Here is a 26,552-nt window from a genome sequence, read left to right on the forward strand (position 1 = left end):
AACCGCCCGACTGCCGGGCCCGAAAGCGGCCAGCAGGGAGTCGCGCAACTTTCGCACACGTTCATTGACATTGGCAGGCATTGTCGCCTCTTGCTACAAGTAACATGGAGGCGACGTGTTTCAGAGGCGAAATCACACCAGCCGGCTCTGCTCGGTTGCGGCTTCGATGAAGCTTGCGAAGAGCGGATGCGGGTCGAGCGGGCGGGACTTGAGTTCCGGGTGATACTGGACGCCGATGAACCAGGGGTGATCCGGATACTCGATCGTTTCCGGCAAGACACCGTCCGGCGACATGCCGGAGAAGACGAGGCCGCAGTTTTCCAGGCGGTCCTTGTAGTCGACGTTGACTTCGTAGCGGTGGCGATGGCGCTCGGAAATGTCTGTCGAGCCATAGATTTCGGAAATCTTCGTGCCCTTCTTAAGCGACGCCTTGTATGCACCGAGGCGCATCGTGCCGCCCAGATCACCGGAAGCCGTGCGCTTCTCCAGCGCATTGCCCTTGATCCACTCGGTCATCAGACCAACGACCGGCTCCTTGGTGGGGCCGAACTCGGTGGAGGAGGCATTCTCGACGTCAGCAAGATTGCGTGCTGCTTCGATGACCGCCATCTGCATGCCGAAGCAGATGCCGAAATACGGCACCTTGCGCTCGCGGGCGAAGCGGGCCGCATGGATCTTGCCTTCCGAGCCGCGCTCGCCAAAGCCGCCGGGAACGAGAATGCCGTGGACCTTTTCGAGGTACGGCGCCGGATCTTCCTTTTCGAATATTTCCGACTCGATCCATTCGAGATTGACCTTGACGCGATTGGCGATGCCGCCGTGATGCAGGGCCTCGATCAGCGACTTATAGGCATCCTTGAGACCAGTATACTTGCCGACGATCGCGATCGTGACTTCGCCTTCCGGCGTGCGGATGCGGTTGCAGACGTCTTCCCACGGCTCAAGACGCGGCTTTGGCGCCGGCTCGATGCCGAAGGCAGCGAGCACTTCGCTATCGAGGCCTTCCTTGTGATAGGCCATCGGCACATCGTAAATGTTGGCGACGTCGAGCGCCTGGATGACGGCGGACGGACGGACGTTGCAGAAGAGCGAGAGCTTGCGGCGCTCGGCTTCCGGAATTTCGCGGTCGGCGCGGCACCAGCAGGATATCCGGGTGAATGCCGAGCGCCTGCAGTTCGCTTCACGGAATGCTGCGTCGGCTTGGTCTTCAACTCGCCGGCAGCCGGAATGTAGGGCATCAGCGTCAGGTGGACGTAGATCGCAGTGCCGCGCGGCAGGTCGTTGCCGAGCTGGCGGATCGCTTCCATGAAGGGCATCGCCTCGATATCGCCGACCGTGCCGCCAATCTCGCAGATGACGAAGTCGTAGTCGTCATTTCCCTCGACCACGAAATCCTTGATCTCGTTGGTGACGTGCGGAATGACCTGGACGGTCGCGCCGAGATAGTCGCCGCGGCGTTCCTTGTCGATGATGTTCTTATAGATGCGGCCGGTGGTGATGTTGTCGGTCTTGGTCGCCGAACGCCCGGTGAAGCGCTCGTAGTGGCCGAGATCGAGGTCGGTTTCCGCGCCGTCGTCGGTGACGAAGACTTCGCCGTGCTGGGTCGGGCTCATGGTGCCCGGATCCACGTTCAGATAGGGGTCGAGTTTGCGAAGCCGCACCCGATAACCACGGGCCTGTAACAACGCTCCGAGAGCCGCAGCCGCAATTCCCTTGCCGAGAGAGGAAACCACGCCGCCAGTGATGAATACGTATCGCGCCATGGGAGTCACCGGATACCTTTTCAAAAACAATTCCACCAGCCCAAAAATTCTTTTCCAGAACTTTTGATGCCAGCTTGGAATCTGAACAAAAGAAAACCGGCAGACCCTGGGGCCTGCCGGCGGTTTATTTGGTTGACCGGGCTATTGTCCCGTTGGGACGCCGGTTCCGTTTTGTGCCGGGGCTGCCGGAGGCGCAGGCGTTGCCGGGGCCGGCTGCGTCGCAGGTGCGGTCGCCGTCGGCGCCTGAGCGCCGGGAGCGGCTGCGCCGCCGTTCGGAACGCCGTTGCCGGCAGGCTGGTTCGCGGGCTGCTGCGGAGTGCCGCCGCCGAGCGAATCGAGAATGCCGTTGCCCTGCCCACTCGTTGCCGGGATGCGGTCGAGAATATCGGTCGGGCTGCCCTCGATAGCGCGTCAGGATGCCGAGGCCGAGCGAGGTGATGAAGAACAGCGCTGCAAGGATTGCAGTCGTACGCGTCAGCGCATTGGCCGTTCCGCGCGCCGACATGAAGCCGGAACCGCCGCCGATGCCAAGGCCGCCGCCTTCCGAGCGCTGGATGAGCACGACGCCGACAAGCGCCAGCACGATCATGAGGTGGATGACAATCAATACTGTCTGCATGGGTCCAGTCCTGCCCCGCATGCGGCGGGCATCGAATAAAATCTGGCGCTGTTTACATGAGGTGATCCGCTATTCCAAGCCCTTCGGCCCAGAATATGTATGGCATCACGCCGAGCAGCGCTTCGTATGCGCCGTAGATGGCGAGGAAATCGGATGCTTTCAAGCTAGCGCCGCCAATCAACGCGCCGTCGACGTTGGCGACGCCCATCAGTTCCTTGGCATTGCCGGGCTTGACGGAGCCGCCATAGAGAATACGGACTTTCCCGCCATTGGCGCCGAAACGGGCGACGAGTTCCGAACGCATGAAGGCATGCGCCTTCTCGACGTCCTGCACCGTCGGCGTAAGGCCGGTGCCGATCGCCCAGACAGGTTCGTAGGCGATCACGGTGTTTTCCGGCGTCGCGATGTCCGGAACGGAGGCGGAAAGCTGTCGCTTGAGAATGTCAAGGGTCTGCCCGGCCTTGCGCTGGTCCGCCGTCTCGCCGATGCAGATGATGGCGGTGAGATCGGCAGCGAAGGCAGCCTCGGCCTTGGCGCGGACGAGATGGTCGGTCTCGGCATGGTCCGTCCGGCGCTCCGAATGGCCGACGATCACGTAGGTTCCGAAGCAATCGGCGATCATCTCGGCTGAGATATCGCCGGTATGCGCGCCCGACGGGCTTTGATGGCAATCCTGCGCACCGATGGCAAGCGGGCTGTCGGTGCAGAGCGCGGTCGCGACATAGAGCAGTGTCGCGGGCGGGCAGATGAGCGCCTCGACCTTCTTGGCGAGGGGCGAATTCACGCCTTCCGCAATCGCCTTGACCTGATCGAGGGAGGCGCGCGTGCCGTTCATTTTCCAGTTTCCCGCCACGAGCGGGCGCACGTCAGGTGTCATGCCAGCCTTCCCAATTTTTCCGTATCGAGCGGCCTTAGCAAAAGCATTCGGCATTGAAAAGCTTTTGAACCTTCACGCAACGGAAATAAGGCCGATTTGCCGCGCAAATGCTTAAAATTTGGCGGCGCAACTGTCTAAGAAGCAGAATCCAGTTCAAAACCCTCCGCCAATCGATCATGCGGATCGGCGTGCCGTGGTTGCCGTTTTGAAAAAGCGTGAAATGGGCAGGATATTTCGCGTCATGAAGTTTCTCGAAGAAAGCCTTCTGTCCGGCAGCGGCATAGACCGGATCGCGGCTGCCATGGACGAACCAAAGGGGCAGCTTTCGCCTTGTAGAACACGCTCTTTGCGAAGTCCGGATCCGTGACGCCGCTCATGACGACCATGCCCTTCAGCCATTTGACGCTCCCCGCATCGCGCGTAATGCCCCAGCAGACCTGGCTGCCCATGGAAGCGCAGGAAAGGATCACCGGGCGGCGGCCGGATTTCTCGCTCGCATAGCGGATCAGCCCGGCGATGTCGGCCACGCCCTCGCCGTCGAACGTGCGCACTGTCGGCGAATAATAGACGCCGCCATTGGCCACGGCCAGGTTCTTGAGCCGATTAAAATTGCCGCCGAAGCTGTAGTCGTTGACGCCGAGCCGCCGGTCGCCGTCGCGCCCGTGGATAAAGATCACGGTGAATTGAGCATTGTCTGTCGGTCCCACCCTGGTGAGATCCACCCTGCGGCCATTGAGGGACAGTGTTTCGTCCTGCTGCTGCTTGCGGACAGCGAGCGATACGTATTTCTGCTGCGCGCGCTTTTGTGGGATCTGGTCGCGACCGTTGATGTCGCGCATCTCGTCATATTCGACGGCTTCGAAGGCGCCGCCATCGGCGGTTTGCAACACGTTCTGTCTGGAGAAAAGTTCGTCCTTGTAAGGCGGCAGCGTGTCGGCTGCGGCGCTGCCGATTCCGGCGGACAGGAAAAAGGTCGCAATTGCGGCGATAATCATGCAATGACTTGTGGACATTCTCATGCGGGCGGTTTCCTAACACATCATGCCGCTTGCCATTCTAGGCCCGGCAACGCAAACCAATTCCAAAGAATTCCGCCAAATCGGGCGGCGTCGCGTAACGAGGACGCTTTCTGGCAGAATCTGCCTGATTCGCTAACGTGACATCAAATGCGGTGATTTTGGGTCTGGCCCTAAGCGTACGTGCGGCCCAAGACAGGATTGAAGATCTGAACGACTCCATGGATGACAGCAACGACCTCTTTTCCGGAATGCCCCTGAAGCCGAAGCAGGAGGCGGCCGCAAAGCCTGCCGAACGGCCTGCTGCGGCGGCCCCTGCGTTGCGCCCTGCCCCGACAGCCTCGGGCCCGGACGACTACGGCGCATCCTCCATCCGGGTTCTCGAAGGCTTGGAACCGGTGCGCATGCGCCCCGGCATGTATATCGGCGGCACGGACGAAAAGGCGCTGCACCACCTCTTTGCCGAAGTCATCGACAACTCGATGGACGAAGCGGTCGCCGGCCATGCAAATTTTATCGAGGTGCATCTCGATATCCAGGGCTATTTGACGGTCAGTGATAATGGCCGCGGCATCCCCGTCGAGAACCATCCCCAGGTTCCGGGCAAATCGACGCTCGAAGTCATCATGACCAAGCTCCATGCCGGCGGCAAGTTCGACGGCAAGGCCTACGAGACCTCGGGCGGTCTGCACGGCGTCGGCGTTTCGGTCGTCAACGCGCTGTCGGATTATCTCGAGGTTGAAGTGGCGCGAAACCGCAAGCTCTATCGCCAGCGTTTTTCGCGCGGCATGCCGCAGGGCGGTCTCGAGGAGCTAGGCGATGTGCATAACCGCCGCGGCACCCGCGTGCGCTTCCATCCCGATCCGCAGATTTTCGGCGACCATGCGAAATTCGATGCCGGGCGCGTCTTCCGCATGGCACGCTCGAAGGCCTATCTTTTCGGCGGCGTCGAAATCCGCTGGAGTTGCGATGAAGGCGTGCTTCCGGAAGGCTCGGAAATCCCGGATAGGGCAGTCTTCCACTTCCCCGGCGGGCTGAAAGACTACCTGCAGGCGACGATGGGCAAGGAGTTCACCGTCACCCGCGAAATCTTCGCCGGCAAGACAGAGAAAGCAAGCGGCCACGGTTCGCTCGAATGGGCGATCACCTGGTACGGCGGCGACCAGCAGATCCACTCCTATTGCAACACCATCCCGACGCCAGAGGGCGGCACGCATGAGGCAGGCCTGCGCATCGCGCTGACCAAGGGGCTGAAGGCCTATGCCGACCTGACGCAGAACAAGCGCGCAGCGCAGATCACCACCGACGATGTGATGATTTCCGCCGTCGGCATGCTGTCGGTTTTCATCCGCGAGCCGGAATTCGTCGGCCAGACCAAGGACAGGCTTGCGACCGTCGAGGCGCAGCGCATCGTCGAGAACGCGCTTCGCGATCCCTTCGATCATTACCTGGCGGACAATCCCAACGAGGCCGAAAAGCTGCTCGACTGGGTAATCGAGCGCGCCGAAGAGCGCCTGCGCCGGCGCAAGGAAAAGGAAGTCAACCGCAAGACGGCGGTGCGCAAATTGCGCCTTCCGGGCAAATTAGCCGATTGTGCGCAGAACACCGCTCAGGGCGCCGAACTCTTCATCGTCGAAGGCGACTCGGCAGGCGGTTCCGCCAAGCAGGCGCGCAACCGCGCCAACCAGGCGATCCTTCCGTTGCGCGGCAAGATCCTGAACGTTGCGAGCGCCGGCCGCGAAAAGCTCGGCGCTAACCAGCAGCTTGCGGACCTCGTTCAGGCTCTCGGCTGTGGCACCCGTTCCAAATATCGCGAGGAAGACCTGCGCTACGAGCGCATCGTCGTGATGACCGATGCCGACGTCGACGGCGCCCACATCGCGTCATTGCTGATCACTTTCTTCTATCAGGAGATGCCCGAACTTGTGCGCGGCGGCCACCTGTTCCTTGCCGTGCCTCCGCTCTACAAGATCACTCAGGGTGCCAAGTCCGCCTATGCGCGCGACGACGCCCACCGGCAGGAGCTGATGGAAACGGAATTCAAGGGCAAGGCGAAGATCGAGATCAGCCGCTTCAAGGGTCTTGGCGAAATGCTGCCGGCGCAACTTAAGGAAACGACCATGGATCCGAGCAAGCGCACGCTGCTGCGCGTGGTGATCGATGAGGTCGATTTCGAAGGAACCCGCACCGCGGTCGACGACCTGATGGGTACGAAGCCGGATGCGCGCTTCCGCTTCATTCAGGAGCGTGCTGCCTTTGCCGAAAATCTCGATATTTGAGCTTCCGCTATTTTCACGGAACTGACGAAGAACCGTAACAACTCCGTCAAATAACCGGTGCATGAGAAGCGCCGCGAGCGGCGCGCCGTTCCTTCGGGGATTGGCCGCGCGGTTCGTTCCGCTCTTTACCCCTTGCCAGCCGGATGTTTGCCGTGATCAAGTGTTTTCTCGCGACTGCCGCTTTTGCGCTCCTGTCCAGCGCCGCCACTCTCCACGCGACCGATATCGGCGCGACCTTCGAGACGTCCTGCCCCTTTGGCGACTGCGCGGCCGGCATCTCCCTCTCCTATCTCGGTGAATTCGTCATCCCGACAGGCCACCTGGAAAACGGTGTCGAATTCGGCGGCATTTCCGGCCTCGATTTCGATGCGGCAACGGGCCACTACATCGCGATCAGCGACGACCGCTCGGAAAAAGGCCCGGCTCGCTTTCACGAGCTCGCCGTCGATGTCGACGGCGCCGGCGCTCAAGGGCGTTGCCATCGTCAAGCAGGTGACGCTGAAGGACAAAAACGGCGAACCCTTCGCCAGGCGCGCCGTCGATCCCGAGTCGATCCGGCTCGGCCGGGATGGCATCTACTGGGGCAGCGAAGGCGACGGCAAGGCGCTGATCGCCCCCTTCATCCGCGTCGCTTCGCAGGACGGCGCCTTCATGCGCGAGTTCAAGTTGCCGGAAGGCTTTGCTCCGACAGCCGACAAGTCGACGGGCATGCGCGACAACCTCGCCTTCGAAGACCTTGCGATCGCGCCTTCCGGCGATGTCTTCGTTGCCATCGAGGCGGCGCTCTACCAGGACGGCCCGGCAGCTTCGATTGTGAACGGCAGCCTTGCGCGCATCATCCGCTATGATGGGACGACCGGCGAACCGAAGGCGCAGTATGTCTATCCAATCTCGCCTATCCCACAGGCGGCCGCGAAGGCTGACGGCGGCAACGACAACGGCATGTCGGAGATCATCGCACTCGACGGTCACCGATTGCTCGCCATCGAGCGCAGCTATGCCCAAGGCGTCGGCAACAGCGTGAAGATCTTCATGATCGATCTCGACGGCGCTACAGACGTCTCGGCGATCGCCTCGCTTGCGAAGACCGATCAGCGTGTGGTTCCCGTCCGCAAGAGCCAAGTTCTCGATCTGCGTGCAGCCGGCCTTGTGCCGGACAATATCGAGTCCATGGCGATCGGCAAGGCGAAGGACGGGAGCGACGCGCTGATCCTCGGCTCTGACAACAACTTCTCGACCAGCCAGAAGACGCAGTTCTACGTCTTCAAAATACTGCGCCGTCCGCAATAGCAACCGAGGGATCGTGCAGCTAGTCGAGGCGGACTTCGATCTTCGTCTTCACCGAGTTGGCGAGAAAACAGAGCTCATGGGCCTCGTGATGGAGCTTTTCCTCCATTTCGCGGCTCGGCGCTTCCTCCGCATAGACCACCGCCGGCTTCAGCTCGACGCGGCTGACGAGCATTTTTCCGTCGATCTTCTCCATGATCCCGGTCGCCGTATCGAGATAGCTGTCGACGACGATGCCCTTCTTCGAGGCAAGCCACAGGTAGAATAGCATATGGCAACTGGAGAGCGCCGCGACATAGGCCTCCTCGGGATCGACGTTCTCGGCGATCGAGTACGGAAGCGGCACGTTGTGCGGCGATGCCGAAGCAGGCACCGAAAGGCCGCCATCGAAATTCCACATATGGCCGCGGCTGTACTTGCCGTCCGTGAAGGTGCCCCCGGCGCGCTGCCATGATACTTCCGCTGAAAATTTCGTCATCGTCCGAACGATCCCTATGAATCCTGATACCCAACGTGCGGCCATTTTCACCGGCTAGCAAGGTTCGGAGGAAAGTTCCGTCACATTCCGTACAGAGGTTTAAGATATCCCGTTGCCTTGACGGCTTGGCGCACCTTCGATTGGAAGAGGCCGGCCCTTAGACGATCGATATGCTTGCGTCCGGGCTCCCAATGGCGCATATCCGTGATTGAGAAGAAGGAATAAAAAGCGACGTGAGCCTCTCGAACAACAAGAAACTGCCTGGCGAGCCGCGGTGGCTTGGGCCTTCTGCGCCCACACGCACGCCGCTCATTCCCTCGATTTCCGCGGCCCGCTGGCTTTTGATCCTCATCGTTGCGGCAGGCGTCTATTTCTTTTACGGCTTCGTCGTTCCGGTTCTGGCCGCACTCGTCATCGGTTTTGCGAGCTGGCCCCTCTATCGCAGACTTCTTGCGCGCGTCGGCGGCAATACGACGATCGCAGCCACGATCGCGATCATCCTCATCGTGACCTTCCTCGTTATCCCGATCGGGCTTGCGATCACCTATACGACGGGCGAGGTGCGCGAATGGGTCGCCTGGATCATTCACGCCAACCGGCAGGGCGCGCCCACACCGCAGTGGATCCTCGCTTTGCCTTTTGCAGGGCCTTTTCTCGACGATCTCTGGACGAAATATATCGGCAGTCCCGGCTCTTTGGGTGAAGTCATCCAAGCTGTCAGCGGTGCCAATATCGGCAATATCTACCGCGCGGTACTCGCAGCCGGCGGCGCGTCGTTCCACCTGCTCCTGACGCTGCTTTTCATGCTGATCGCGCTGTTCTTCGTCTATCGCGACGGCGCGTCCTTCTCGCGTCAGATCGACATGCTTGGCGAACGCATCCTGCCCAATCGCTGGGAGCGGATTTCGCGTGTCGTTCCGGCAACGATCAGTTCCACCGTTATGGGTATGACGCTGATCGCGATCGGCGAAGGCATCGTGCTCGGCGTCGCCTACTGGATCGCCGGCGTCCCCTCGCCTGTGACACTCGGCGTCCTGACGGGCATCATGGCATTGATACCCGGCGGCGCGCCGCTCTCATTCACCTTGGTTTCGATCTATCTCGTCGCCAGCGGATCGCATGTCGCCGGGGTCGCGCTCTTCATCTGGGGCACGGTCGAACTCTTCATCGTCGACAAGACGCTGCGTCCGAAGCTTGTCGGCGGCCCGATCAAGCTTCCCTTCCTTCCGACTTTCTTCGGCCTCGTCGGCGGCGTGAAGACCATGGGCTTCCTCGGTCTCTTCATCGGCCCGGTCTTGATGGCACTGCTCGTCGCGATCTGGCGCGAATGGATGCACGAAGTGAAGACGAACGATCAGACCGCGCTCGGCCCGGAAGTCATGATCGACGAGCAGGCGCCGCCGGTGCAGCGCGCGGCCGACGGCTGATCATTTCAGCCGCTTCTCCATGAAGAGGCTGAGCGGGTCCGGCAGGTACGAGCCGAAGGGTCCGACGTCGGCATAGCCGTATTTGCGATAAAGACCGACCGCCTCCGGCTGATAGATGCCGGTCTCGAGCCGGATCGCATCGAGACCCAGCGCCCGGGCATGCTCCTCCAGCCGCTCCATCAGGCGGCTTGCGACCTTCAGTCCTCTTGCCTCCGGATCGACGAACATGCGCTTGATCTCCGCCGTACCGTCTCCCGCCTCCAGGAGTGCCGCACAGCCGACGATTTCTCCTGCATTGCGCGCCACGAAGAAGCTTGCGATGGACTTTTCCAGGGTCGAGAGATCGACCAGGTGATTGCTTTCGGCAGGATAAAGCGACTGCGTATAGGCATCCGAAAGGTCGAGCAAGCGGATGATCTGCGGCTGGCGCGGCGATTCAAGAGCGACGGTGACGGACATGGCATTCCCCGGTTTTGCGAGGCCCGCCGCGGCGCATGACGAAAGGTTAATGCAGCCGCCATCTTTCGGTTGGAATTGCCCCGTCTATGACAGTGGATTTCAATAACCAAAGGGTTCGATTATGCAAGCCATCCTCGTCGCCATGACCATTTTCGGGTGCAATGATTCGGTGACGCAATGCAATTATGTCGCAACGGTCGATAAGCACTGGGACACGGTCGCCATGTGCGATGCCGAGTTCGGAAAAGCGGCTCAAGTCCTTCGCCGATGCCAACTACCCGACCGTGATCGCCGTCTGCGAAGCACCGAAGCCTGCGATCGCGCCGGAACAGCCCAAAGTCGCCGAAGCTCAGCCCGCTCCGGTGCCACCCGTCCAGGAGACTGGAAAGACAGGCATTCGCGCTTTCGCGATACGCATTGCCGATCAGGTTCACACGCACCTGCCAACCGGCGAAAGCGTCAAGCATACGCTGGAGAAGCCGGTGCATTTCGTTTCGGATGGCTATTCCTGGGCGGTTCAGCGCTTCAAGAATTAAATTAGGCTGCCGCGAGCGCCGTCAGCGATGCGTAGCTGCGGGCCGATTGGCGTTGCTCAGCGATGTGAAGCTTCTCGACCAGATCGAGCAACTCGCTGACGACGCCATGGATGCCGTCGTGGTGACGGAAGCGTTCGAGCAGCCTGCCGCAAACGTTGGCAAGCATTGTGCCTGCGGTCTTTTTGGAAGCTTCGCGCCAGAGAAGCGTCGCCTCGACGAACACTGTGCTGATCTCGCGGGTGAGCCCGGCCGCCTCGTAAAGGGCGCGTACCGCATGCATGCGGCCGGTGGCGAGGATCGAGCGTACGCGCTTTTCGGTGCAGCCGGTGAGATTGACGATGGCACCGGCGAAGAAATCCACCTTGCCGGAGCATAGGGCGTGCATGAGAAAGGACGGCGTCAAATGGCCATTAAGACGCAGATGCTCGACGAGATCGGCGATCTCGTGCGGCTGGATATCGCCGACAAGCGACACGACGGCCGCCTGCGTCGCCTCGCGGCTGATGCGCTCCAGACGATTGAGGCCGATTGCGGCCTGCGCCAAGGGCAAGGCGACCAATGCATTGCTGACATGCTGCGTCAGCAGCTGACGGGCGTCGACCGGCAGATCGGCGCGATCAAGCAGAAGATTGCGGATATCGCAACAGTTGCCTAGCCGCGCCGCAATGCGTTTCAGGGATACTGGAGCAATCGCTGCTCCCTCGTTTTCGAGAAGGCAGAGAATATCCTCTTCGTCGCCGACCTCCGCAAGAGCGGGCTGAAACAGCACGCGAGATCGATGCGCGTGCGGCGATCAAGATACGGGTGACGCTGCCGCCGCGGGCTGCGAGATCGACGAGATCGGCGTCCGAAAGAAGCGGGGAACACGCCACCGCATGGCAGGCGATCTCCGGCTGGTCTTCGGCGAGGGCAAGAATGAGGGCGCGCGGCGCTTCGTTAGACCAAGCGATCGCTTCGACCAGTGCCAGACGCACACGCGGCGATGGGTCGTCGAGCAGGAAGGTCATCGCCATTTCGGCGGCCCTGCGCTCCTCGGGAAGCATTTCGGATTGTAGATAGGCACGGCCGAGCGCGCTTGCGGCGCGAGCCCTGTCTCCGGCCTTGGCAGTTTCAACCCAGCGAAGAAAAGCCTCTACGATCACACTACGCCCCAACCTGCGAACGCGATTCCTTCGCGCTCTACCCTTGGAATGAGGGTACTGAGAAATGGTTTACGATTGGTTCATCATATTCATTAACCCTTGCCAGCCGCGATCAGATCGTTCGGCACTTGCGGGCGCAGCAGCTCGAAGACGTCGCTGCCTTCGCTGTAATCCATATACCCCATGCGTGCGACAGGCCGTGCGATCGACATGTCCAGGCGCCCCTCGCGGATGATCTGCTCGTCGATATGGATGCCGACGACCTCGCCGAGAACCATGACATTTTCCGAGGGCTCGCCCGAGAGGGTTTTGGGTTCGATCAGTTCGGTCACCTTGCATTCGAGCACCGCGAAAGCCTCACCGACATAGGGCGCATCGACAAGCTCACCCCGCTTTGCCGTCAGGCCCGCCAGCTCGAACTCGTTGATGCCGTAAGGCAGCGCCGCCGATGACAGGTTCATCTGTTCGACAAGGTTGCGGCTGACGAAATTGCAGGTGAAGACCCCGGTTTCCGCTGCGTTGCGCTGGCTGTGCTTGCGGCCGCTGGAGGAAAACATCACCAGCTTCGGCCGGTCGGAAACGGCGTTGAAGAAAGAATAGGGGCCGAGGTTCAGCGAGCCGTCCCTGCCCTTCGTGCCGATCCAGCCGATCGGACGCGGCGCGACGATCGCCTTGAACGGATCGTGCGACAGGCCATGCCTGTTCGTTTCGCTCGGGTAGAACATCAAGCGTCCCCACCAACCCAAGTGACCGTTTCCGATATTTCCGGACGTGGTCGTTCAACTGCCGGAAAATTTGTCGAGCCGATATGGACGAAGCCGGCAACCCGTTCGCCCGGCTGGACGCCAAGCAGCCGATAGGCACGCTCGTCATAAGCGAACCACTCGGTCAGCCAGTTGGCCACCCAGCCATGGGCGTTGGCCGCGAAGATAATATTGAGGCAAACTGCGCCTGCCGACATGATCTGTTCCCATTCAGGAATCTTGAAATGCGGCCCGGCTTTGCTGACGACGGCGATGACGACCGGCGCGCGGGTGAAGCGCGCACGCTCGACCTCGATCATGTCCTCGGAAAGATCGGGCTTGGCTTCGAGCGCCAGCTTCAGAAGCTCCTTTCCGATATGGACGCGCTCTTCGCCGCGATAAACGATGAAACGCCAGGGCGCGAGCTTGCCGTGGTCGGGCACGCGAGATGCCAGACGGAGGATTTCCTCGATCTCCGCCTTTTCCGGTCCCGGTTCGCTCATCTGGAATGCGGGGATGGAGCGGCGCACGGCGAGGTAATCGATCAGCTTGATATCGGATTTCATGCGGGAGAAACTTTCATTTTCATGTCAGCGGGATGGATGGGTCTTGAATTTGCCATCGCGTTGGTCTTGAAGTGGCCTCTGTGATTTCAGAAGTCAATCTTGTTCAGGAAACACATGCCCGGCATTTTGCCTTTTGCGCGTATGGCTCTTGCGCTTGTTCTGGCGGCTTGGCTGCCTTTTGGCGCAAGCGCGCAGGACGCGTTCAAGGAATTCAAGCAGCTCGATACGACGGCGAAAATGCCGAAGCTCAACGCTTTCATCGCCCCCGGCAGCGCCCCGCAAGGGGCCGCGTTGCACGAGGTCGAGATCGAGGCGAAGCTGACGGCCGACGGCCAGCCGGTGGAAGACGGGCTTTCCTGGTACGTGTTCAGCCCGATCGCCGGCGCTGACGGCAAGCTGCCGCTGGTGGCGAGCGCCCGTGGCGGGTCGGCGGCTTTCCAACTGGCGCCGGGCGACTATCTGGTAAACGTGTCCTTCGGCCGCGCCGGTGTTACCCGGAAGGTGAATGTTCCCGACAGCGGCAAGCTCGACAAGCAGGTGATGGTGCTCGATGCGGGCGGCTTGCTGCTCAACGCTGTGTCCGGCTCCGACGTTCGCATCCGCCCGGATCAGCTGCGCTTCTCCATCTACTCGTCGGAAGTACGCGACGACGGCGAACGCGGATTGGTGACGGCAGACGTCTCCCCGAACACCGTCGTCAGGCTGAACGCCGGCACCTACCACATCGTTTCTGAATATGGCGACGTCAACGCCGTCATCCGCGCCGATATCCAGGTGGAAGCGGGAGGGCTCACGGAAGCGACCATTCAGCACCGTGCAGCACAGATTACCTTCAAGCTGGTTTCCGAAGCCGGCGGCGAAGCGATCGCCGATACGGCCTGGTCGATCCTGACGGCTGCGGGTGATAGCGTCGGCGAAAGCGTCAGCGCTTTTCCGACGATGGTGCTCGCCGAAGGCGAATATTCCGCCGTCGCGCGCAACAAGGACAAGATCTATCAGCGCGACTTCAAGGTCGAGGCCGGTAAGAATACCGATGTCGAAGTGCTGATGAAGAACGAGCAGCCGCAGGAACCGGCAAGCGCGGCGACGACTCTGCAGCAGGAACCGCTGCCATCGGCCGCAGGCGAGCCGCAGAGTTCCGCGCAGGCGCCGCTGCCTTCCTATGAGCAATTGCTGCCGGGCAGCGGCACGACGGGCGCCGATACCGATTGAATTTTCAGATGCGCTTTCGTTTGATGTCGGAACCCAACGAAAAGACCGCATCGTAAAGCGCTGCCAGCAGGGCCTTGCGGTCGTTCCTTCTCAGCTTTTCGTAAGGCAGGACCGGACCTGCATGCGCTGTGATCGTCTTGCCTGACAGCCGGCGGAATTCGCGGATCAACAATGAGAGGCGAAGCGTTAGCGAGAAGCGGCTGACGATATGAAAGAGCCGCCCGTTCTGGCCCTCGAAATAGATGGGCAAAACGCTTGCACCGGCCGCCTGGACGAGCTTGGCAGGAAAAATCTTCCAGGGCAAATCCTCGGCGCGGCCGAAACCGTTCTTCGCGGTGGCGACGCCGCCGCCCGGGAAGATGATGACGACAACGCCATCCTTCAGAAGCCGGACCGCCTCCCGGCGCGTCTCCATGTTGCGGCCGACGGCCTCTTTCGTCTCATCGAAGGATACCGAAAGCGAATAGGCCGCCATTTCCGGAACCTTGAGCAATTCGTTATGGATGAGAACGCGGAATGGCCGTCCAAGCCGTTCGGCAAGCGCCAATACGGCAATGCCGTCTCCGATACCGAACGGATGGTTGGCGACGATGACAAGCGGCCGATCCGCGGTTAGTTGCGGTGGCCAGGTACCATTGATATCGAGGCGGACATCCAGGAGATCAAGGAGTTTGCCGAATACACCTTCGCGCGTCGGAACGATATCGCTGCGCCAGATATCGTAGAGCTGCATGTAACGATCGCGGCCGCAGAGCCCCTCGATCGAGCGGATCAGCCAGCGCTTGAGACGCGGATCGCTTTCACTCGCATATGATAGCTGTTTAAATCGCAAAGCCATCCGGCCTCAGGTGAAAGACCAGACGGCTATATTTCAAAGCGATGACAGTGGTCTGACAGAAATCAGGCAGCCTTCGCCTTTTTGGCTTCGATCTTGCGGCGGATATCCGGCGGCGTCGCTTCCCAGGCAAGGGTCTCGATTGCCGCCTCGAGCGGCATCGAGGTTTGCTCCGGGCTGCCTAGGCGGCGGATATTAACAGTCCGTTCCTCGGCTTCCTTCCGCCCGCAGACGATGATGACGGGAACTTTCGTAACGGAATGCTCGCGGATCTTGTAGTTGATCTTCTCATTACGGAAGTCGGTCTCGACGTTGCAGTCCGGCCTCGCGCAGCGCTTCGGCAACTTCTGCGCCATAACCGTCCGCTTCCGAGGTGATCGTCGCGACCACGACCTGCAGCGGCGAGACCCAGAGCGGCAGATGACCGGCGAAGTTTTCGATCAGGATGCCGAGGAAGCGTTCCATCGAGCCGCAGATGGCGCGGTGGATCATGACCGGCTGCGTCTTCTCCGAATTGCTGTCGATATAGAAGGCCCCGAAGCGCTCCGGCAGGTTGAAGTCCACCTGCGTGGTGCCGCACTGCCATTCACGGCCGATCGCGTCCTTCAGCGTATATTCGAACTTCGGGCCGTAGAAAGCGCCCTCGCCCGGCAGGATGCCGGTCTTGATGTCGTTCGACTGCTGCTGGATCGTGGTGAGCACGTCCATCATGACGCTCTCGGCGCGATCCCAGAGCTCATCCGAACCGACGCGCTTGTCCGGGCGCGTGGAGAGCTTGATGGTAATCTCGTCGAAGCCGAAGTCCTTGTAGACCGAGAGGATCAGGTCGTTGATCTTCAGGCACTCGGCGGCCATCTGCTCGTCGGTGCAGAAGATGTGCGCGTCGTCCTGCGTGAAGCCGCGCACCCGCATCAGGCCGTGGAGGGCGCCTGACGGCTCGTAACGATGGACCGTGCCGAATTCTGCCAGGCGGATCGGCAGTTCGCGATAGGATTTCAGCCCGTGCTTGAAGATCTGCACGTGACCCGGGCAGTTCATCGGCTTTAGTGCGAAGACGCGGTTGTCGGCTTCCTTGTCATCCGGATGCGTCAGCGCATGCGCCGATTTCACCGCGAACATGTTCTCCTGGTACCAGCCCCAATGCCCCGAGGTTTCCCAAAGGGAAGTATCAAGAACCTGCGGCGCGTTGACCTCCTGATAGTCGGCATCGAGGCGCCGCCGCATATAGGCGACAAGCGCCTGGAAGATACGCCAGCCCTTGCCGTGCCAAAAGACGACGCCCGGGCCTTCTTCCTGGAAGTGGAACAGATCCATCTCGCGGCCGAGACGGCGATGGTCGCGCTTTTCGGCTTCGGCGAGCATGTGGAGATAGTTGTCGAGTTCGGACTGCTCTGCAAAGGCCGTGCCGTAGATACGGGACAGCATTGGATTGTTGCTATCGCCGCGCCAATAGGCGCCTGCCACCTTCAACAGCTTGAAGGCCGAGCCGATCTGACCGGTCGATGCCATGTGCGGGCCGCGGCAAAGGTCGAACCAGTCGCCCTGATAGTAGATCTTCAGGTCCTGGCCTTCCGGGATGGCATCGACGAGTTCGACCTTGTACTGCTCGCCCTTGGCGGCAAACACTTCCTTCGCCTTCTGACGCGACCACACCTGCTTGGTGAAAGGCGCGTTGCGGGCGATGATCTCCTTCATCTTCTTTTCGATCTTCGGCAGATCGTCCAGCGTGAAGGGTTCATTCTTGGCGAAGTCGTAATAGAAGCCGTTCTCGATGACTGGGCCGATCGTCACCTGTGTACCGGGCCAGAGCTCCTGCACGGCTTCCGCCATGACATGCGCTGCATCGTGCCGGATGAGTTCCAGGGCGCGCTCGTCGCTGCGAGTAATGATCTCGATTTTGCCCGCCGTCACGGGATCGGAAAGGTCGCGCACGGTGCCGTCGATCGCAATGGCGACAGCCTTCTTAGCAAGCGACTTGGAGATGGATTCGGCGACGTCGAGGCCGGTCGTGCCGGGCTCGAAGTTGCGTTGATTGCCATCGGGGAAGGTCAGAAAAACGGATTGGGACATATCGATATTCTCCTTGTCCAGTCCCGCCAACGAATGCGGGTGGTTGCAATGAAGCGCTTCGTCGGCACGAATGCGCTGCCGCCTGATACCGAGATTTGGCGTGTGAGTAAAGGCAAGGCCTAATCAGCCGATCATTTCGGCAAGGCCCCGCACCGTGTTCCAATTGCGCAGCGTGCCGACGCCCATGCGCCTGGTCGTGAGCGCCGAGAGCAGCTTCCATTCACTGGGTTTGCTGGCGAAATCGATCCAGAGATCGCCATTGGTTATCGCCAAGCGCTGGTTGGCTTCGAGGTACTTCTGAAGCGTGGCTAAGGCGGACCGATCGAGCGGCTCGCGCATCACGCGCACGATCACTTGGCTACCAACGCCATCCGGAAACGGATTTGAATTCGCCAGTCTCAGCCAATCTGCGCCCTTGCGGACGATGATATCGACGGGCTTGCCGAACTTCGTTTTGAAGGCAGCTTCAATCTTCGCTTCGATGTCACCGAGCGGCGCACTGTCTGCTTCAAAGACGATATTGCCGGTCGAGACCAGCGTGCGCGGATTGACGTATCCGAGTGCCGCGGCCATATCGCGAAGATCGGACATCACGACCCGGCGACCGGGCGCGAGCACAATGCTGTGAAGGAGCGCGACGTAGACGGTTTTACGTGGCATGGGTTTGCCGTCAGCCGGCTTTCCGTCCGAGCGCAAAATAGCGCCACGGCGTCCACCAATGGAAGCGCTGCTCCAGCCCTTCAGGCACGGGATCGAAACCACTCGTTCCGCCCGGCCCGCAGCGCCCGACACGAAAGAACGTCATCCACACGCCGGCCCACAGGCCGTGGCGTGCGATCGCCTCGTAGCCATATTCGGAGCACGTCGGAATATGCCTGCATGAGTTGCCGATAAACCCTGATAAGGTCAGTTGATAAAGCCGGATCAATCCCATGCCGAGCAGCCGGTCCGGGGTCTTGCGGAAAGGGCCGGTATAGTTTCGGGAATATCTGGCCACCGGCGCGGAATATCCTCCTTTGTCACTTCGCGACATTTCCGGCGAGATTATCCCGGACACCCTGCGTTTCGGGAGATCTTCGTCGTCGTCCTGCTGAAGAGGGCAAAACTCGCACATGGCCTAACCTCCGCGTCTTGAGGAGGCGCCGGCAGTGCCGCACGATCCCGATCTTGCCGCTTGTGGGGGAGATGTCACGAAGTGACGGAGGGGGATGTCACATAGCGGAGCGCTCAATGTTCACGCCTCGGCCATTTCCGCGCGCTTTGCCTCGATCTGTCCAACCGCATCGACGACAGCGTCGAAAGTCAGCATGGTGGACGCGTGGCGAGCCTTGTAATCCTTGACCGGGCGCAGATAACGCATGTCCTCAAAGCGGCCATCCGGACCTTCTCCGTCCGCTTTCAGCATGGCGAGCATGTCTTCGCGGGCCTTGCGGAGTTCGCCGGCCGTTGCGCCGATCACGTGCCGGGCCATGATCGAGGAGGATGCCTGGCCGAGCGCGCAGGCTTTGACGTCATGGGCAAACGCGGTGACGGTATCGCCGTCCATCTTCAGCCAGATCCGCACTTTGGAACCGCAGAGTTTCGAATGCGCCTGTGCACTTGCATCGGCATCGGCCAGGCTGCCTGTCAGCGGAATATTGCCTGCATATTCGAGGATTTTGCTGTTATAGATGTCGTCCATGATGAATTCCGCTCCAGATTGCCGCGGATCGGCTTATTTCGGCGGTCATTGTATCATAAACAAAAAACACACCGTGTCGTGCTAGCATACTTACATGAAGACGCCGTCTTCCTATATGTATGTCGTTCGAAGACCATGAAAATGCAATGGTCCTCGGGTAAGTTTGATTGGGAAACCGTGCCGGACGGGCTATAAGCTGCCCCGAAAGCCCCGGAGCCTGCCAAAGGTGCAACATTCCTGACAAGGGATACCAGTGGCGAGTTCCGAAAGACGGTCCAAAAGTTCGTGGACCAGGAGACTTGAGCAGTATGGACGCCATCGTAAAGAATTTTCCGCAGACCAGCCGTGACGCCGAACGCCCCAGCCAGAAGGAAGCCGAAGACGCAATTCGCGTTCTGCTTCGTTGGGCCGGTGACGATCCGTCGCGCGAAGGGCTGATCGATACCCCTACCCGTGTCGCCAAAGCCTATCGCGAACTTTTCGCCGGCTACGAAATGGACCCGGAAGACGTTCTGGGCCGCACCTTCGAAGAGGTCGCCGGCTACGATGATATGGTTCTCGTGAAGGATATTCCGTTCTATTCGCATTGCGAACATCACATGGTGCCGATTATCGGCAAGGCACATGTCGCCTATATGCCTGACGGCAAGGTACTTGGACTTTCCAAGATCGCCCGTGTCGTCGAGATCTATGGCCGCCGCCTTCAGACGCAGGAAACCATGACAGCACAGATCGCCAAGGCGATCGATGATACACTGGCTCCGCGCGGCGTGGCTGTCATGCTCGAAGCCGAACATATGTGCATGGCGATGCGCGGCGTACAGAAGCAGGGTTCCACGACGCTGACGACGACCTTTACCGGAATCTTCAAGGCCGAGCCCGCCGAACAGGCGCGATTCATGACCATGGTGCGGAGCCGCTGATACGGCTCCATTAAGAGAGCCGAATGATGCCTTTTGCATTCAATGCGCCGTCAGACGACAAATCCGAACTGGAAGATGCCGGCGATTTCACGCCCCGCTTCGATGATCGCGGCCTGATCACCGCGATCGTCACCGACGTGCAGCGACGGCGAGATCCTGATGGTTGCGCACATGAACGCGCAGGCGCTGGCGCTGACGATCCAGACGGGCAAGGCACACTACTTCAGCCGGTCGCGCGGCAAGCTCTGGATGAAGGGCGAAACCTCCGGCAACATCCAAACGGTGAAGGAAATCCGTACCGACTGCGATCAGGATGCAATCTGGCTTAAAGTAGAGGTCGCAGGCCACGACGCGACGTGCCATACTGGCCGCCGTTCCTGCTTCTACCGCACGGTGACGCTCCAGGACGGGAAACCAATGCTCGATATCGTGGATGACGAGCGGCATTTCGACCCTAAAGACGTCTACGGAAAATAGCGCGCGTGTCATTTACCTGCTCGCTATTGAGACAGATAGCGCTGCTGTATACGATTTGGAAAGGGAACGGGGACACTATAACAAACTGAAATATTTCTGCCTGGAGGAGGCATACCATGCTGAACTGGAGTTTGCATCGTCAGAGCTCTGAAGCAGGCAGTTCAGGTTCCGGTGTCTTGACAGTTCCAGATATGACCGCTCCTCCGACGTCCACCCTTCCCCCTAAAAGAGCAAAGATTGCGCTGGCCCTTGGCGGCGGTGCGGCGCGCGGCTGGGCGCATATCGGCGTGCTGCGCGCACTGGACGAGGCCGGCATCGAAGTCGGCATGATCGCCGGAACCTCGATCGGTGCGCTGGTCGGCGGCTGCTATCTTGCCGGCAAGCTGGATGAGCTCGAGGCCTTCGCCCGTTCGCTGACGATGCGCCGCATTGCCAGCCTGCTTGATCTTACCATCGGCGGCAGCGGACTTTTCGGCGGCATGCGCCTGACGAAGCGCATGCAGGAGCATCTCGAAGGTCTGAACGTGGAAGACCTCGACCGTCCCTTTGTCGCCGTGGCTGCGGAGGTGAACACCGGCCACGAGGTCTGGATTTCCAGCGGCTCGCTGATTACGGCGCTGCGTGCATCCTATGCCCTGCCCGGCATCTTCGAGCCAGTTCGCAGCAACAGCCGCACGCTGGTCGACGGCGCACTGGTCAATCCGGTGCCGGTTTCAGTTTGCCGCAGCCTACGAACAGCAGCTCGTGGTGGCCGTCAATCTGAACTACGACCTCTTCGGCCGATCCGCAGTCGTCAAGCACAATGCGACCTTGACGCTTCAGGAGATGCAGAAGCAGGAGGAAGCCCGCCTATGCGCGCCTCGGAATGACCGGCGTGATGGTGCAAGCCTTCAACATCATCCAGGACAGGATTTCGCGCGCGCGCCTTGCCGGCGATCCGCCGGATCATTGCGCTGCATCCGCGTCTCAGCGACATCGGCCTGTCGGAATTCCACCGGGCCGGCGAAGCGATAGAGCGCGGATACGAGGAAGCCAGGGCGCGGCTTCCCGAACTCCGGCGAATGCAGGAAGCGTTCGCCACGCAGGCGCGACGGCGGGCCGACCGCCTTAGCCCGCGATATAGGCCTTGATTTCTTCTGTCTCGCGCTCGACTTCTGCGATGCGCGTCTTCACGACGTCGCCGATTGAGACGATGCCGACGAGCTTTCCATTTGTTTCAACCGGCAGATGGCGGAAGCGCCGGCTGGTCATCAGTTCCATCAATTCGTTGACCGTCGTGTCCTCGTGGCAGCGGAAGACCCTCGATGTCATCAGCGAGACAACCGGCTGATCGAGGCAATCCTTGCCGAACTTTGCAACGGCATTGACGAGATCGCGTTCGGTGAAGATCCCGGCAATACGGCCTTCCACGCCGACAATGACAACGGCACCAATCTTGCGGCTGCTGAGCACTTTTGCCGCTTCGCCGGCGGTTGTGTTCGCGCCGGCCGTGACGACGTTGCGGCCCTTCAGGTCGAGGATGGCTTTTACGGTGTTGGACATTCGAAACCTCCCATGTCGAAAGTGAAACACTTAACTGAACAGAGGCACCTGCGAAGGGCTGTTCGTCCCAACGCGGATCAATCCGAATGGTGCACTCCAAAGCTCAAGATTGCAATATATCCGGCTCTTCCGAAACCTCAGGCTCCGCAGGAATATTCCGGTCGAAAAGCGAGAAAAGGAAGAATCCGAAAACGAAACCACCGATATGTGCGTCCCAGGCGATCGGCTGGTTCGGGTCGCCGATCAGTGGAATGCCGACGGCGATCAGCCCGTTTCCAATCAGCCAGAAGAGCGTGAATACCACTACCGTGCGGCTGCGAAAGGACTCGGCCACCGACAGGCGCGGATTGAGATGTGCCGGACGCGTCACCTTCCGCTCCGGCGGAAACGCAAAACGGCAGGCCGCCCCCATGAGCCCGGAAACGACCCCGGAAGCGCCGATGAGCAAGGTCGGATCGCCCCAGTTCAATCCGGCGTGAAGCGCTGCCGAGGCGACCGATGAAAGAATCCAGAAGATAACATAGCGCAAGCTTCCGATGCGGCGCACGACCGGCGCGCCGAAAGCCATGAGCCACAGCCCATTGAAGAGGATATGCTCCACGCTGCCGTGCAGCAGAGAATAGGTCACCGGCGACCAGAGCCATTGCAGTCCCTGCTCCGAGAACGGGATCACATAGCGTACCGGAATGAAGCCGAAAGTGATGAAAAGCCAGTCGACCGCGTTTACGGAGAGGATGAACGACTGGACCGCATAGATCGCGCCGAGCAGACAGAGTGTCGCCAAAAGGATGCCGGGCAGATTGAAAACTGGCGTCCGGTTCTTTTCAATCGGGATTTCCTCAACCGTTTCCGGCTCCGTCCTGTGATCGTCCATATGCGTCCTCGCCGGATTGAGGTCTCAGCCTTACAGGAGCGAAGATCAAAAAAAAAGCCGCCCGGATAAACCGGACGGCTTGCCGAGCGTCCCCCGAGAATGACCCCGCGCCCGATCAGTGAAGTGCTGAACTTCGTTTCCGAAGCGATACCCAACAGTTGCACGGCATGTCACCGGCCGCAATCGAAACCGTTCCTTAACCTTAACTGCCCGCAGTTGGCATGAAATCCGCATGGTAAGCATCAGAACAGCCGTTCGGGCTTGAACTTGAACCGAAATGAAACAGGTTGGTGTGCCGTGCGTCATCAGACGATCATCGATATTTACGATTACTGGAACCGCCTGCGCGGTGCCAGCGATGCACCGCTGAAATCGCAGATCGAACCGTCGAGCCTTGGCCACCTTCTGCCGAGCCTCTTCATCCTTGAGAAAAACGACGAACTGGGCGCCGTCACCTTCCGGCTTGCCGGCACCGAGAATCTGCGATCTCTTCGGGCGGGATCTGCGTGACGAGAGCTTTGCCGAGCTCTTCGGCGACGGCCATGCCGATGACATCGAGGCAACGCTTCTGGGTGCGATGCATCACGTCATCCCGACGCTGCTCAACGCGACCGGCTACAGCACGGCGGGGCATCAGGCCACCTTCGAGATCATCGTCATGCCGCTGCGCTGTGAAAACGGCTGCCGCGCGCGGCTGCTCGGCGCCATTGCGCCGTCCGTTGCGGCAAGCTGGCTGGAAATCGTGCCGCTCGATTTTCTGGCGCTCGACCGCAGCCGCCTGCTGCGCGATAAACCCGGGCAGAACGGCGGTGGGAGCAACTGGCCATACACAGCTGTCGCCGAGCCTCCGCATGGCCTTAGTGTGGTCCTCGGCCGCATGATGTCTTCATTGCTTTCCGGGGTGGCACCGCGCTAACCGTCTCATTCCGGCACAGCCTTATCCTATGCTGCAAGGTGTAATCGCGCCCTTCAGGACAACCTTCTGTTAAGGGATTGCGGGTAATGATTGTCGTATAACATTTTATGAAGAAGCGCTTTCATGCACTCATTCCAGCAAGCCCAGACGCCACGGACAACAGTGCCGCGCCCTGAGCAGGGTGTCTTCCAGCGCGTGCCCATCAATATGCAGGGCCGCCTCATGCTTGCGAACTACGAGGAATACGAATGCACAGTGATCGACATGTCGCCCGGCGACATGTATGTCACCTGCGCCGGCCGGCCGCGCGCCAATGAGCGCGTCGTCGCCTATATCGATCACCTCGGCCGTGTCGAAGGCAACGTTCTGACCGTCGACGTGCGTGGCTTCACGATGTCGATCAACGCCACCGAGCGCAAGCGGGAGAAGCTTGCCGCACAGCTCACCTGGCTTGCCAACAAGCATGAGCTCGGCCTGCCTGAAGACCGGCGTCATGATCGTCTGACCCCGCGTGAGACGAAGACAGAGCTAACGCTTGAGGATGGCACGCGCTACACCTGCCGCATCATGGACTTGTCGTTGTCGGGTGCTGCAGTTGACGTGGAGGTGCGCCCAGCTCTCGGCACGCCAGTCCGCCTCGGCAACATGCGTGGCCGCGTCGTGCGCCATTTCAGCGAGGGCGTCGCGCTAGAGTTCCTCTCGCTCCAGTCGCGCGAGACGTTGCGCGAATTCCTCTAAGCGGCTGCTGTCATTTCAACGTCATGGATATGACGGATGAAGGCCGCCCGAACAGGCGACCTTTCATGTCTTCGCTTTATCCCGAAATCGAGCCCTATGACACAGGATTCCTAGAGACCGGAGACGGCAACCGGATCTACTGGGAATGCTGCGGCAATCCCGCCGGCCAGCCTGCGCTCGTTCTCCACGGCGGTCCCGGCTCGGGATGTTCTGCAACCGCACGACGCTTTTTCGACCCCTCAGTCTATCGCATCGTGCTCTTCGACCAGCGAAATTGCGGCCGCAGCCTGCCGAGTGCCGCCGAGTTCGATACGGACCTTGCGGCAAACACCACGTGGCATTTGGTTGACGACATAGAGCGGCTTCGGCTTCACGTCGATGTCGATGCCTGGGTCATATTCGCGAACTCCTGGGGCTCGACGCTGGCGCTCGCCTATGCCGAGAGCCATCCCGATCGCGTGCGAGCCATGGCGATCGCTGGAGTGACGACCACCCGCCGCACCGAAATAGATTGGCTCTGCCACAGCATGGCACGCTTCTTTCCCGAGGAATGGGGGCGGCTGCGCGAGGCGATACCGCCAAACCTTCGCCATCTCGATATGCTTTCGGCCTTTTACCAGTTGCTGAACGCGCCTGATCAGGACGTCCGCGTAAAGGCAGCGCGCGATTGGCACGACTGGGAGGCGGCACCGATTCTTCTCGCCGATCCGTATGGTTTGCCCCACCGCTGGCGCGATCGGGACTATGTGCTGGCCCGAGCGCGGATCGTCACGCACTTTTTCTTCAACGGCGCATGGCTTGACGACGGTGTCCTGCTTCGCGACGCGGGACGGCTTTCGGGAATACCCGGCATCTTGGTACAGGGCCGCTTCGACCTTGAAGCGCCGCTGACGACCGCCTGGGAACTGGCCAAAGCGTGGCCCGGCAGCCGTCTTGTCGTGGTTGAAAACGCCGCGCACTCGACGTCGAACACGGCAATCTCCTCCGCCATCATTGCCGCAACCGACGAATTTCGCGAAATTTCCCAAAAATAATTTTTGAGGCATCGCTGCGAAAAACGAGCCGCAACCGCGTTTCGGAGCAACCCTGTTGAGAATTTTCGCGTCTTCCCCATGCCGCGCGCGCTATCTCCGCACCGGGCAGCGCGCTGCAATATTGAGCCGCATTGGTCGCTGCCGTTAACTTTTTTACGCAACGCCAGCACCTGCGGCGCCGTCAAGGCTTGCGTCGAAACATAAAAGTTTATTCGAATTTACATCGAAACTGCGACGAGTTTTACGCGTATTCGATTTTGTTTTTAATCAGGTTTTACGTGCTTTTGATTCAACTAAGCTATTAATTTTACTGCGTAATTTTGCGCTGGATAAAAACGTCCGTGTCATTGTCATCCTCACAAAACGGGGACGACAAAGACAATGTTCAATGCACTCAAAGGCACCTTTCTGGCCGGTATCCTGATGATGGCAATGACGGGCTCGGGCCAAGCGACGCCTGCCAATATGACGCTTGCAGGCAACACAAGCCCGCCGATCGGCCACTATGAATTTTGCAAGGTAAACTCGAACGAATGCGCCTATGACGGTGGCGACGCCGGGCCCGCGATCCTGACCCAGGAGCGTTGGAAGGCGATTCTCAAGATCAACTACGAGGTCAACTCGCAGATCCAGCCGATGACCGACAAGGAAATCTACGGCGTCGAGGAGCGCTGGGCCTACCCGCGCAGCGTCGGCGATTGCGAGGATTTCGTGCTGCTGAAGCGCAAGATGCTGATAGACGCCGGCATCTCGCCATCCGATGCGCTGATAACGGTTGTCATGCAGCCGAATGGCGAAGGCCATGCCGTGCTGACAGTCCGCACGGACCATGGCGACTTCATCCTCGACAACATGCGCAACAAGGTGATGCTCTGGGCGGATACCGAATACACCTTCCTGAAGCGCCAGTCCGCCGATGATCCGGCACGCTGGATGAAGCTGCAGGACGGCCGTGCCGTCGCGGTTGGTAGCGTGCGCTAAGTCAAATTGCCCCGCCGGAAATACCGGCGGGCCTACTCGGCCCGGTCAGTCCCCTACATCCCCGTCCCGACCGGCGC

General features: G+C 60.3%; 19 protein-coding genes and 10 pseudogenes. 13 read left to right on the forward strand and 16 right to left on the reverse strand.

Annotated features, from left to right (window positions below):
- Window positions 1-132: 132 nt before the first annotated feature.
- From ACW4PC_RS05925 to ACW4PC_RS05940, 4 genes and pseudogenes are all read right to left on the reverse strand, one after another.
- A pseudogene (locus tag ACW4PC_RS05925) lies at window positions 133-1,763 on the reverse strand (CTP synthase).
- Window positions 1,764-1,904: 141 nt separating this feature from the next.
- Window positions 1,905-2,382 (reverse strand): annotated as a pseudogene (secG, locus tag ACW4PC_RS05930) (preprotein translocase subunit SecG).
- 52 nt (window positions 2,383-2,434) lie between these two features.
- Complete coding sequence (gene tpiA / locus ACW4PC_RS05935; RefSeq protein ID WP_455873156.1) at window positions 2,435-3,259, reverse strand: triose-phosphate isomerase; 825 nt, start codon at window positions 3,257-3,259, stop codon at window positions 2,435-2,437.
- 142 nt (window positions 3,260-3,401) lie between these two features.
- Window positions 3,402-4,278: pseudogene (locus tag ACW4PC_RS05940) on the reverse strand (alpha/beta hydrolase); the annotation flags it as partial.
- Window positions 4,279-4,496: 218 nt separating this feature from the next.
- On the opposite strand from ACW4PC_RS05940, the gene parE reads away from it, so the two are divergent.
- Both parE and ACW4PC_RS05950 read left to right on the forward strand, forming a co-directional pair.
- Complete coding sequence (gene parE / locus ACW4PC_RS05945; protein ID WP_455873157.1) at window positions 4,497-6,554, forward strand: DNA topoisomerase IV subunit B; 2,058 nt, start codon at window positions 4,497-4,499, stop codon at window positions 6,552-6,554.
- 152 nt (window positions 6,555-6,706) lie between these two features.
- Window positions 6,707-7,844, forward strand: a pseudogene (locus ACW4PC_RS05950) (esterase-like activity of phytase family protein).
- Between the two features lie 19 nt (window positions 7,845-7,863).
- Here ACW4PC_RS05950 and ACW4PC_RS05955 read toward each other — a convergent pair.
- Window positions 7,864-8,319 (reverse strand): OsmC family protein, encoded by a 456-nt coding sequence (locus tag ACW4PC_RS05955; RefSeq protein ID WP_455873158.1) that lies wholly within the window; start codon window positions 8,317-8,319, stop codon window positions 7,864-7,866.
- A 233-nt stretch (window positions 8,320-8,552) separates the two neighbouring features.
- On the opposite strand from ACW4PC_RS05955, the gene ACW4PC_RS05960 reads away from it, so the two are divergent.
- Window positions 8,553-9,746 (forward strand): AI-2E family transporter, encoded by a 1,194-nt coding sequence (locus tag ACW4PC_RS05960; RefSeq protein ID WP_455873159.1) that lies wholly within the window; start codon window positions 8,553-8,555, stop codon window positions 9,744-9,746.
- On the opposite strand, the gene ACW4PC_RS05965 is transcribed toward ACW4PC_RS05960, so the two are convergent.
- Window positions 9,747-10,205 (reverse strand): GNAT family N-acetyltransferase, encoded by a 459-nt coding sequence (locus tag ACW4PC_RS05965; protein WP_455873160.1) that lies wholly within the window; start codon window positions 10,203-10,205, stop codon window positions 9,747-9,749. It abuts the gene before it with no gap.
- 121 nt (window positions 10,206-10,326) lie between these two features.
- On the opposite strand from ACW4PC_RS05965, the pseudogene ACW4PC_RS05970 reads away from it, so the two are divergent.
- Window positions 10,327-10,741, forward strand: a pseudogene (locus ACW4PC_RS05970) (hypothetical protein).
- A 1-nt stretch (window position 10,742) separates the two neighbouring features.
- Here ACW4PC_RS05970 and ACW4PC_RS05975 read toward each other — a convergent pair.
- Window positions 10,743-11,703: pseudogene (locus ACW4PC_RS05975) on the reverse strand (DUF2336 domain-containing protein).
- Between ACW4PC_RS05975 and ACW4PC_RS05980 the strand changes: the two are divergent.
- Entirely contained in the window at window positions 11,617-11,796 is a 180-nt protein-coding gene (locus ACW4PC_RS05980) for a hypothetical protein (protein ID WP_455873660.1), read from the forward strand. The pseudogene ACW4PC_RS05975 and the gene ACW4PC_RS05980 overlap by 87 nt on opposite strands.
- 179 nt (window positions 11,797-11,975) lie before the next feature.
- Here the strand turns inward: ACW4PC_RS05980 and ACW4PC_RS05985 are convergent, their stop codons facing one another.
- Window positions 11,976-12,608 (reverse strand): flavin reductase family protein, encoded by a 633-nt coding sequence (locus ACW4PC_RS05985; RefSeq protein ID WP_455873616.1) that lies wholly within the window; start codon window positions 12,606-12,608, stop codon window positions 11,976-11,978.
- Window positions 12,608-13,192, reverse strand: coding sequence for a nitroreductase family protein (locus ACW4PC_RS05990; protein WP_133940432.1), 585 nt, complete (start codon window positions 13,190-13,192; stop codon window positions 12,608-12,610). The genes ACW4PC_RS05985 and ACW4PC_RS05990 overlap by 1 nt, the downstream gene beginning before the upstream one ends.
- Before the next feature lie 114 nt (window positions 13,193-13,306).
- On the opposite strand from ACW4PC_RS05990, the gene ACW4PC_RS05995 reads away from it, so the two are divergent.
- Window positions 13,307-14,404, forward strand: a complete 1,098-nt coding sequence (locus ACW4PC_RS05995) for a hypothetical protein (RefSeq protein ID WP_455873161.1) — start codon at window positions 13,307-13,309, stop codon at window positions 14,402-14,404.
- A gap of 4 nt (window positions 14,405-14,408) precedes the next feature.
- Here the strand turns inward: ACW4PC_RS05995 and ACW4PC_RS06000 are convergent, their stop codons facing one another.
- The 5 genes and pseudogenes from ACW4PC_RS06000 to ACW4PC_RS06020 all read right to left on the reverse strand — a co-directional run bounded on the left by ACW4PC_RS06000 (window position 14,409) and on the right by ACW4PC_RS06020 (window position 18,990).
- Complete coding sequence (locus ACW4PC_RS06000) at window positions 14,409-15,236, reverse strand: lysophospholipid acyltransferase family protein (RefSeq protein WP_455873617.1); 828 nt, start codon at window positions 15,234-15,236, stop codon at window positions 14,409-14,411.
- A 68-nt stretch (window positions 15,237-15,304) separates the two neighbouring features.
- A pseudogene (thrS, locus tag ACW4PC_RS06005) lies at window positions 15,305-17,309 on the reverse strand (threonine--tRNA ligase).
- A 123-nt stretch (window positions 17,310-17,432) separates the two neighbouring features.
- Window positions 17,433-17,969, reverse strand: coding sequence for a DUF1697 domain-containing protein (locus tag ACW4PC_RS06010; RefSeq protein ID WP_455873162.1), 537 nt, complete (start codon window positions 17,967-17,969; stop codon window positions 17,433-17,435).
- Window positions 17,970-17,979: 10 nt separating this feature from the next.
- Entirely contained in the window at window positions 17,980-18,423 is a 444-nt protein-coding gene (yidD, locus tag ACW4PC_RS06015; RefSeq protein ID WP_455873163.1) for a membrane protein insertion efficiency factor YidD, read from the reverse strand.
- A gap of 120 nt (window positions 18,424-18,543) precedes the next feature.
- Window positions 18,544-18,990, reverse strand: a complete 447-nt coding sequence (locus ACW4PC_RS06020; RefSeq protein ID WP_455873164.1) for an iron-sulfur cluster assembly scaffold protein — start codon at window positions 18,988-18,990, stop codon at window positions 18,544-18,546.
- A 308-nt stretch (window positions 18,991-19,298) separates the two neighbouring features.
- Between ACW4PC_RS06020 and folE the strand changes: the two genes are divergently transcribed.
- The 3 genes and pseudogenes from folE to ACW4PC_RS06035 all read left to right on the forward strand — a co-directional run bounded on the left by folE (window position 19,299) and on the right by ACW4PC_RS06035 (window position 21,520).
- Entirely contained in the window at window positions 19,299-19,913 is a 615-nt protein-coding gene (folE, locus tag ACW4PC_RS06025; RefSeq protein ID WP_022715673.1) for a GTP cyclohydrolase I FolE, read from the forward strand.
- Window positions 19,914-19,939: 26 nt separating this feature from the next.
- A pseudogene (gene hisI / locus ACW4PC_RS06030) lies at window positions 19,940-20,390 on the forward strand (phosphoribosyl-AMP cyclohydrolase).
- Between the two features lie 116 nt (window positions 20,391-20,506).
- Window positions 20,507-21,520, forward strand: a pseudogene (locus ACW4PC_RS06035) (patatin-like phospholipase family protein).
- On the opposite strand, the gene ACW4PC_RS06040 reads toward ACW4PC_RS06035, so the two are convergent.
- Window positions 21,498-21,932, reverse strand: coding sequence for a CBS domain-containing protein (locus ACW4PC_RS06040; protein ID WP_074068211.1), 435 nt, complete (start codon window positions 21,930-21,932; stop codon window positions 21,498-21,500). The pseudogene ACW4PC_RS06035 and the gene ACW4PC_RS06040 sit on opposite strands and share 23 nt — an antisense overlap.
- A 103-nt stretch (window positions 21,933-22,035) precedes the next feature.
- On the reverse strand, window positions 22,036-22,806 hold the full coding sequence (locus ACW4PC_RS06045; RefSeq protein WP_455873165.1) for a rhomboid family intramembrane serine protease: 771 nt from the start codon (window positions 22,804-22,806) through the stop codon (window positions 22,036-22,038).
- A 297-nt stretch (window positions 22,807-23,103) separates the two neighbouring features.
- On the opposite strand from ACW4PC_RS06045, the pseudogene ACW4PC_RS06050 reads away from it, so the two are divergent.
- The 4 genes and pseudogenes from ACW4PC_RS06050 (at window position 23,104) to ACW4PC_RS06065 (ending at window position 26,475) form a co-directional block, all read left to right on the forward strand.
- A pseudogene (locus ACW4PC_RS06050) lies at window positions 23,104-23,722 on the forward strand (PAS domain-containing protein).
- Window positions 23,723-23,845: 123 nt separating this feature from the next.
- A complete protein-coding gene (locus ACW4PC_RS06055) occupies window positions 23,846-24,460 on the forward strand; it encodes a PilZ domain-containing protein (protein ID WP_022715679.1) in 615 nt (204 codons plus the stop codon).
- 65 nt (window positions 24,461-24,525) lie between these two features.
- Window positions 24,526-25,494, forward strand: coding sequence for a prolyl aminopeptidase (gene pip / locus ACW4PC_RS06060; RefSeq protein WP_455873166.1), 969 nt, complete (start codon window positions 24,526-24,528; stop codon window positions 25,492-25,494).
- Between the two features lie 381 nt (window positions 25,495-25,875).
- Window positions 25,876-26,475, forward strand: coding sequence for a transglutaminase-like cysteine peptidase (locus ACW4PC_RS06065; protein WP_455873167.1), 600 nt, complete (start codon window positions 25,876-25,878; stop codon window positions 26,473-26,475).
- The last annotated feature ends 77 nt before the right edge of the window (window positions 26,476-26,552 follow it).

Source organism: Rhizobium yanglingense (assembly GCF_977109285.1).

What these genes read in the sequence shown, in the direction of transcription:
- ACW4PC_RS05965 (WP_455873160.1), bottom strand. Translation starts at nt 10,205, where the DNA reads ATGTCCGTCACCGTCGCTCTTGAATCGCCGCGCCAGCCGCAGATCATC.
- folE (WP_022715673.1), top strand. Translation starts at nt 19,299, where the DNA reads ATGGACGCCATCGTAAAGAATTTTCCGCAGACCAGCCGTGACGCCGAA.
- pip (WP_455873166.1), top strand. Translation starts at nt 24,526, where the DNA reads ATGTCTTCGCTTTATCCCGAAATCGAGCCCTATGACACAGGATTCCTA.
- ACW4PC_RS05985 (WP_455873616.1), bottom strand. Translation starts at nt 12,608, where the DNA reads ATGTTCTACCCGAGCGAAACGAACAGGCATGGCCTGTCGCACGATCCG.
- ACW4PC_RS06040 (WP_074068211.1), bottom strand. Translation starts at nt 21,932, where the DNA reads ATGTCCAACACCGTAAAAGCCATCCTCGACCTGAAGGGCCGCAACGTC.
- ACW4PC_RS05955 (WP_455873158.1), bottom strand. Translation starts at nt 8,319, where the DNA reads ATGACGAAATTTTCAGCGGAAGTATCATGGCAGCGCGCCGGGGGCACC.
- parE (WP_455873157.1), top strand. Translation starts at nt 4,497, where the DNA reads ATGGATGACAGCAACGACCTCTTTTCCGGAATGCCCCTGAAGCCGAAG.
- ACW4PC_RS06010 (WP_455873162.1), bottom strand. Translation starts at nt 17,969, where the DNA reads ATGCCACGTAAAACCGTCTACGTCGCGCTCCTTCACAGCATTGTGCTC.
- ACW4PC_RS06045 (WP_455873165.1), bottom strand. Translation starts at nt 22,806, where the DNA reads ATGGACGATCACAGGACGGAGCCGGAAACGGTTGAGGAAATCCCGATT.
- ACW4PC_RS05995 (WP_455873161.1), top strand. Translation starts at nt 13,307, where the DNA reads ATGCCCGGCATTTTGCCTTTTGCGCGTATGGCTCTTGCGCTTGTTCTG.
- ACW4PC_RS05980 (WP_455873660.1), top strand. Translation starts at nt 11,617, where the DNA reads ATGGCAGGCGATCTCCGGCTGGTCTTCGGCGAGGGCAAGAATGAGGGC.
- ACW4PC_RS06020 (WP_455873164.1), bottom strand. Translation starts at nt 18,990, where the DNA reads ATGGACGACATCTATAACAGCAAAATCCTCGAATATGCAGGCAATATT.
- tpiA (WP_455873156.1), bottom strand. Translation starts at nt 3,259, where the DNA reads ATGACACCTGACGTGCGCCCGCTCGTGGCGGGAAACTGGAAAATGAAC.
- ACW4PC_RS06065 (WP_455873167.1), top strand. Translation starts at nt 25,876, where the DNA reads ATGTTCAATGCACTCAAAGGCACCTTTCTGGCCGGTATCCTGATGATG.
- ACW4PC_RS05990 (WP_133940432.1), bottom strand. Translation starts at nt 13,192, where the DNA reads ATGAAATCCGATATCAAGCTGATCGATTACCTCGCCGTGCGCCGCTCC.
- ACW4PC_RS06055 (WP_022715679.1), top strand. Translation starts at nt 23,846, where the DNA reads ATGCACTCATTCCAGCAAGCCCAGACGCCACGGACAACAGTGCCGCGC.
- yidD (WP_455873163.1), bottom strand. Translation starts at nt 18,423, where the DNA reads ATGTGCGAGTTTTGCCCTCTTCAGCAGGACGACGACGAAGATCTCCCG.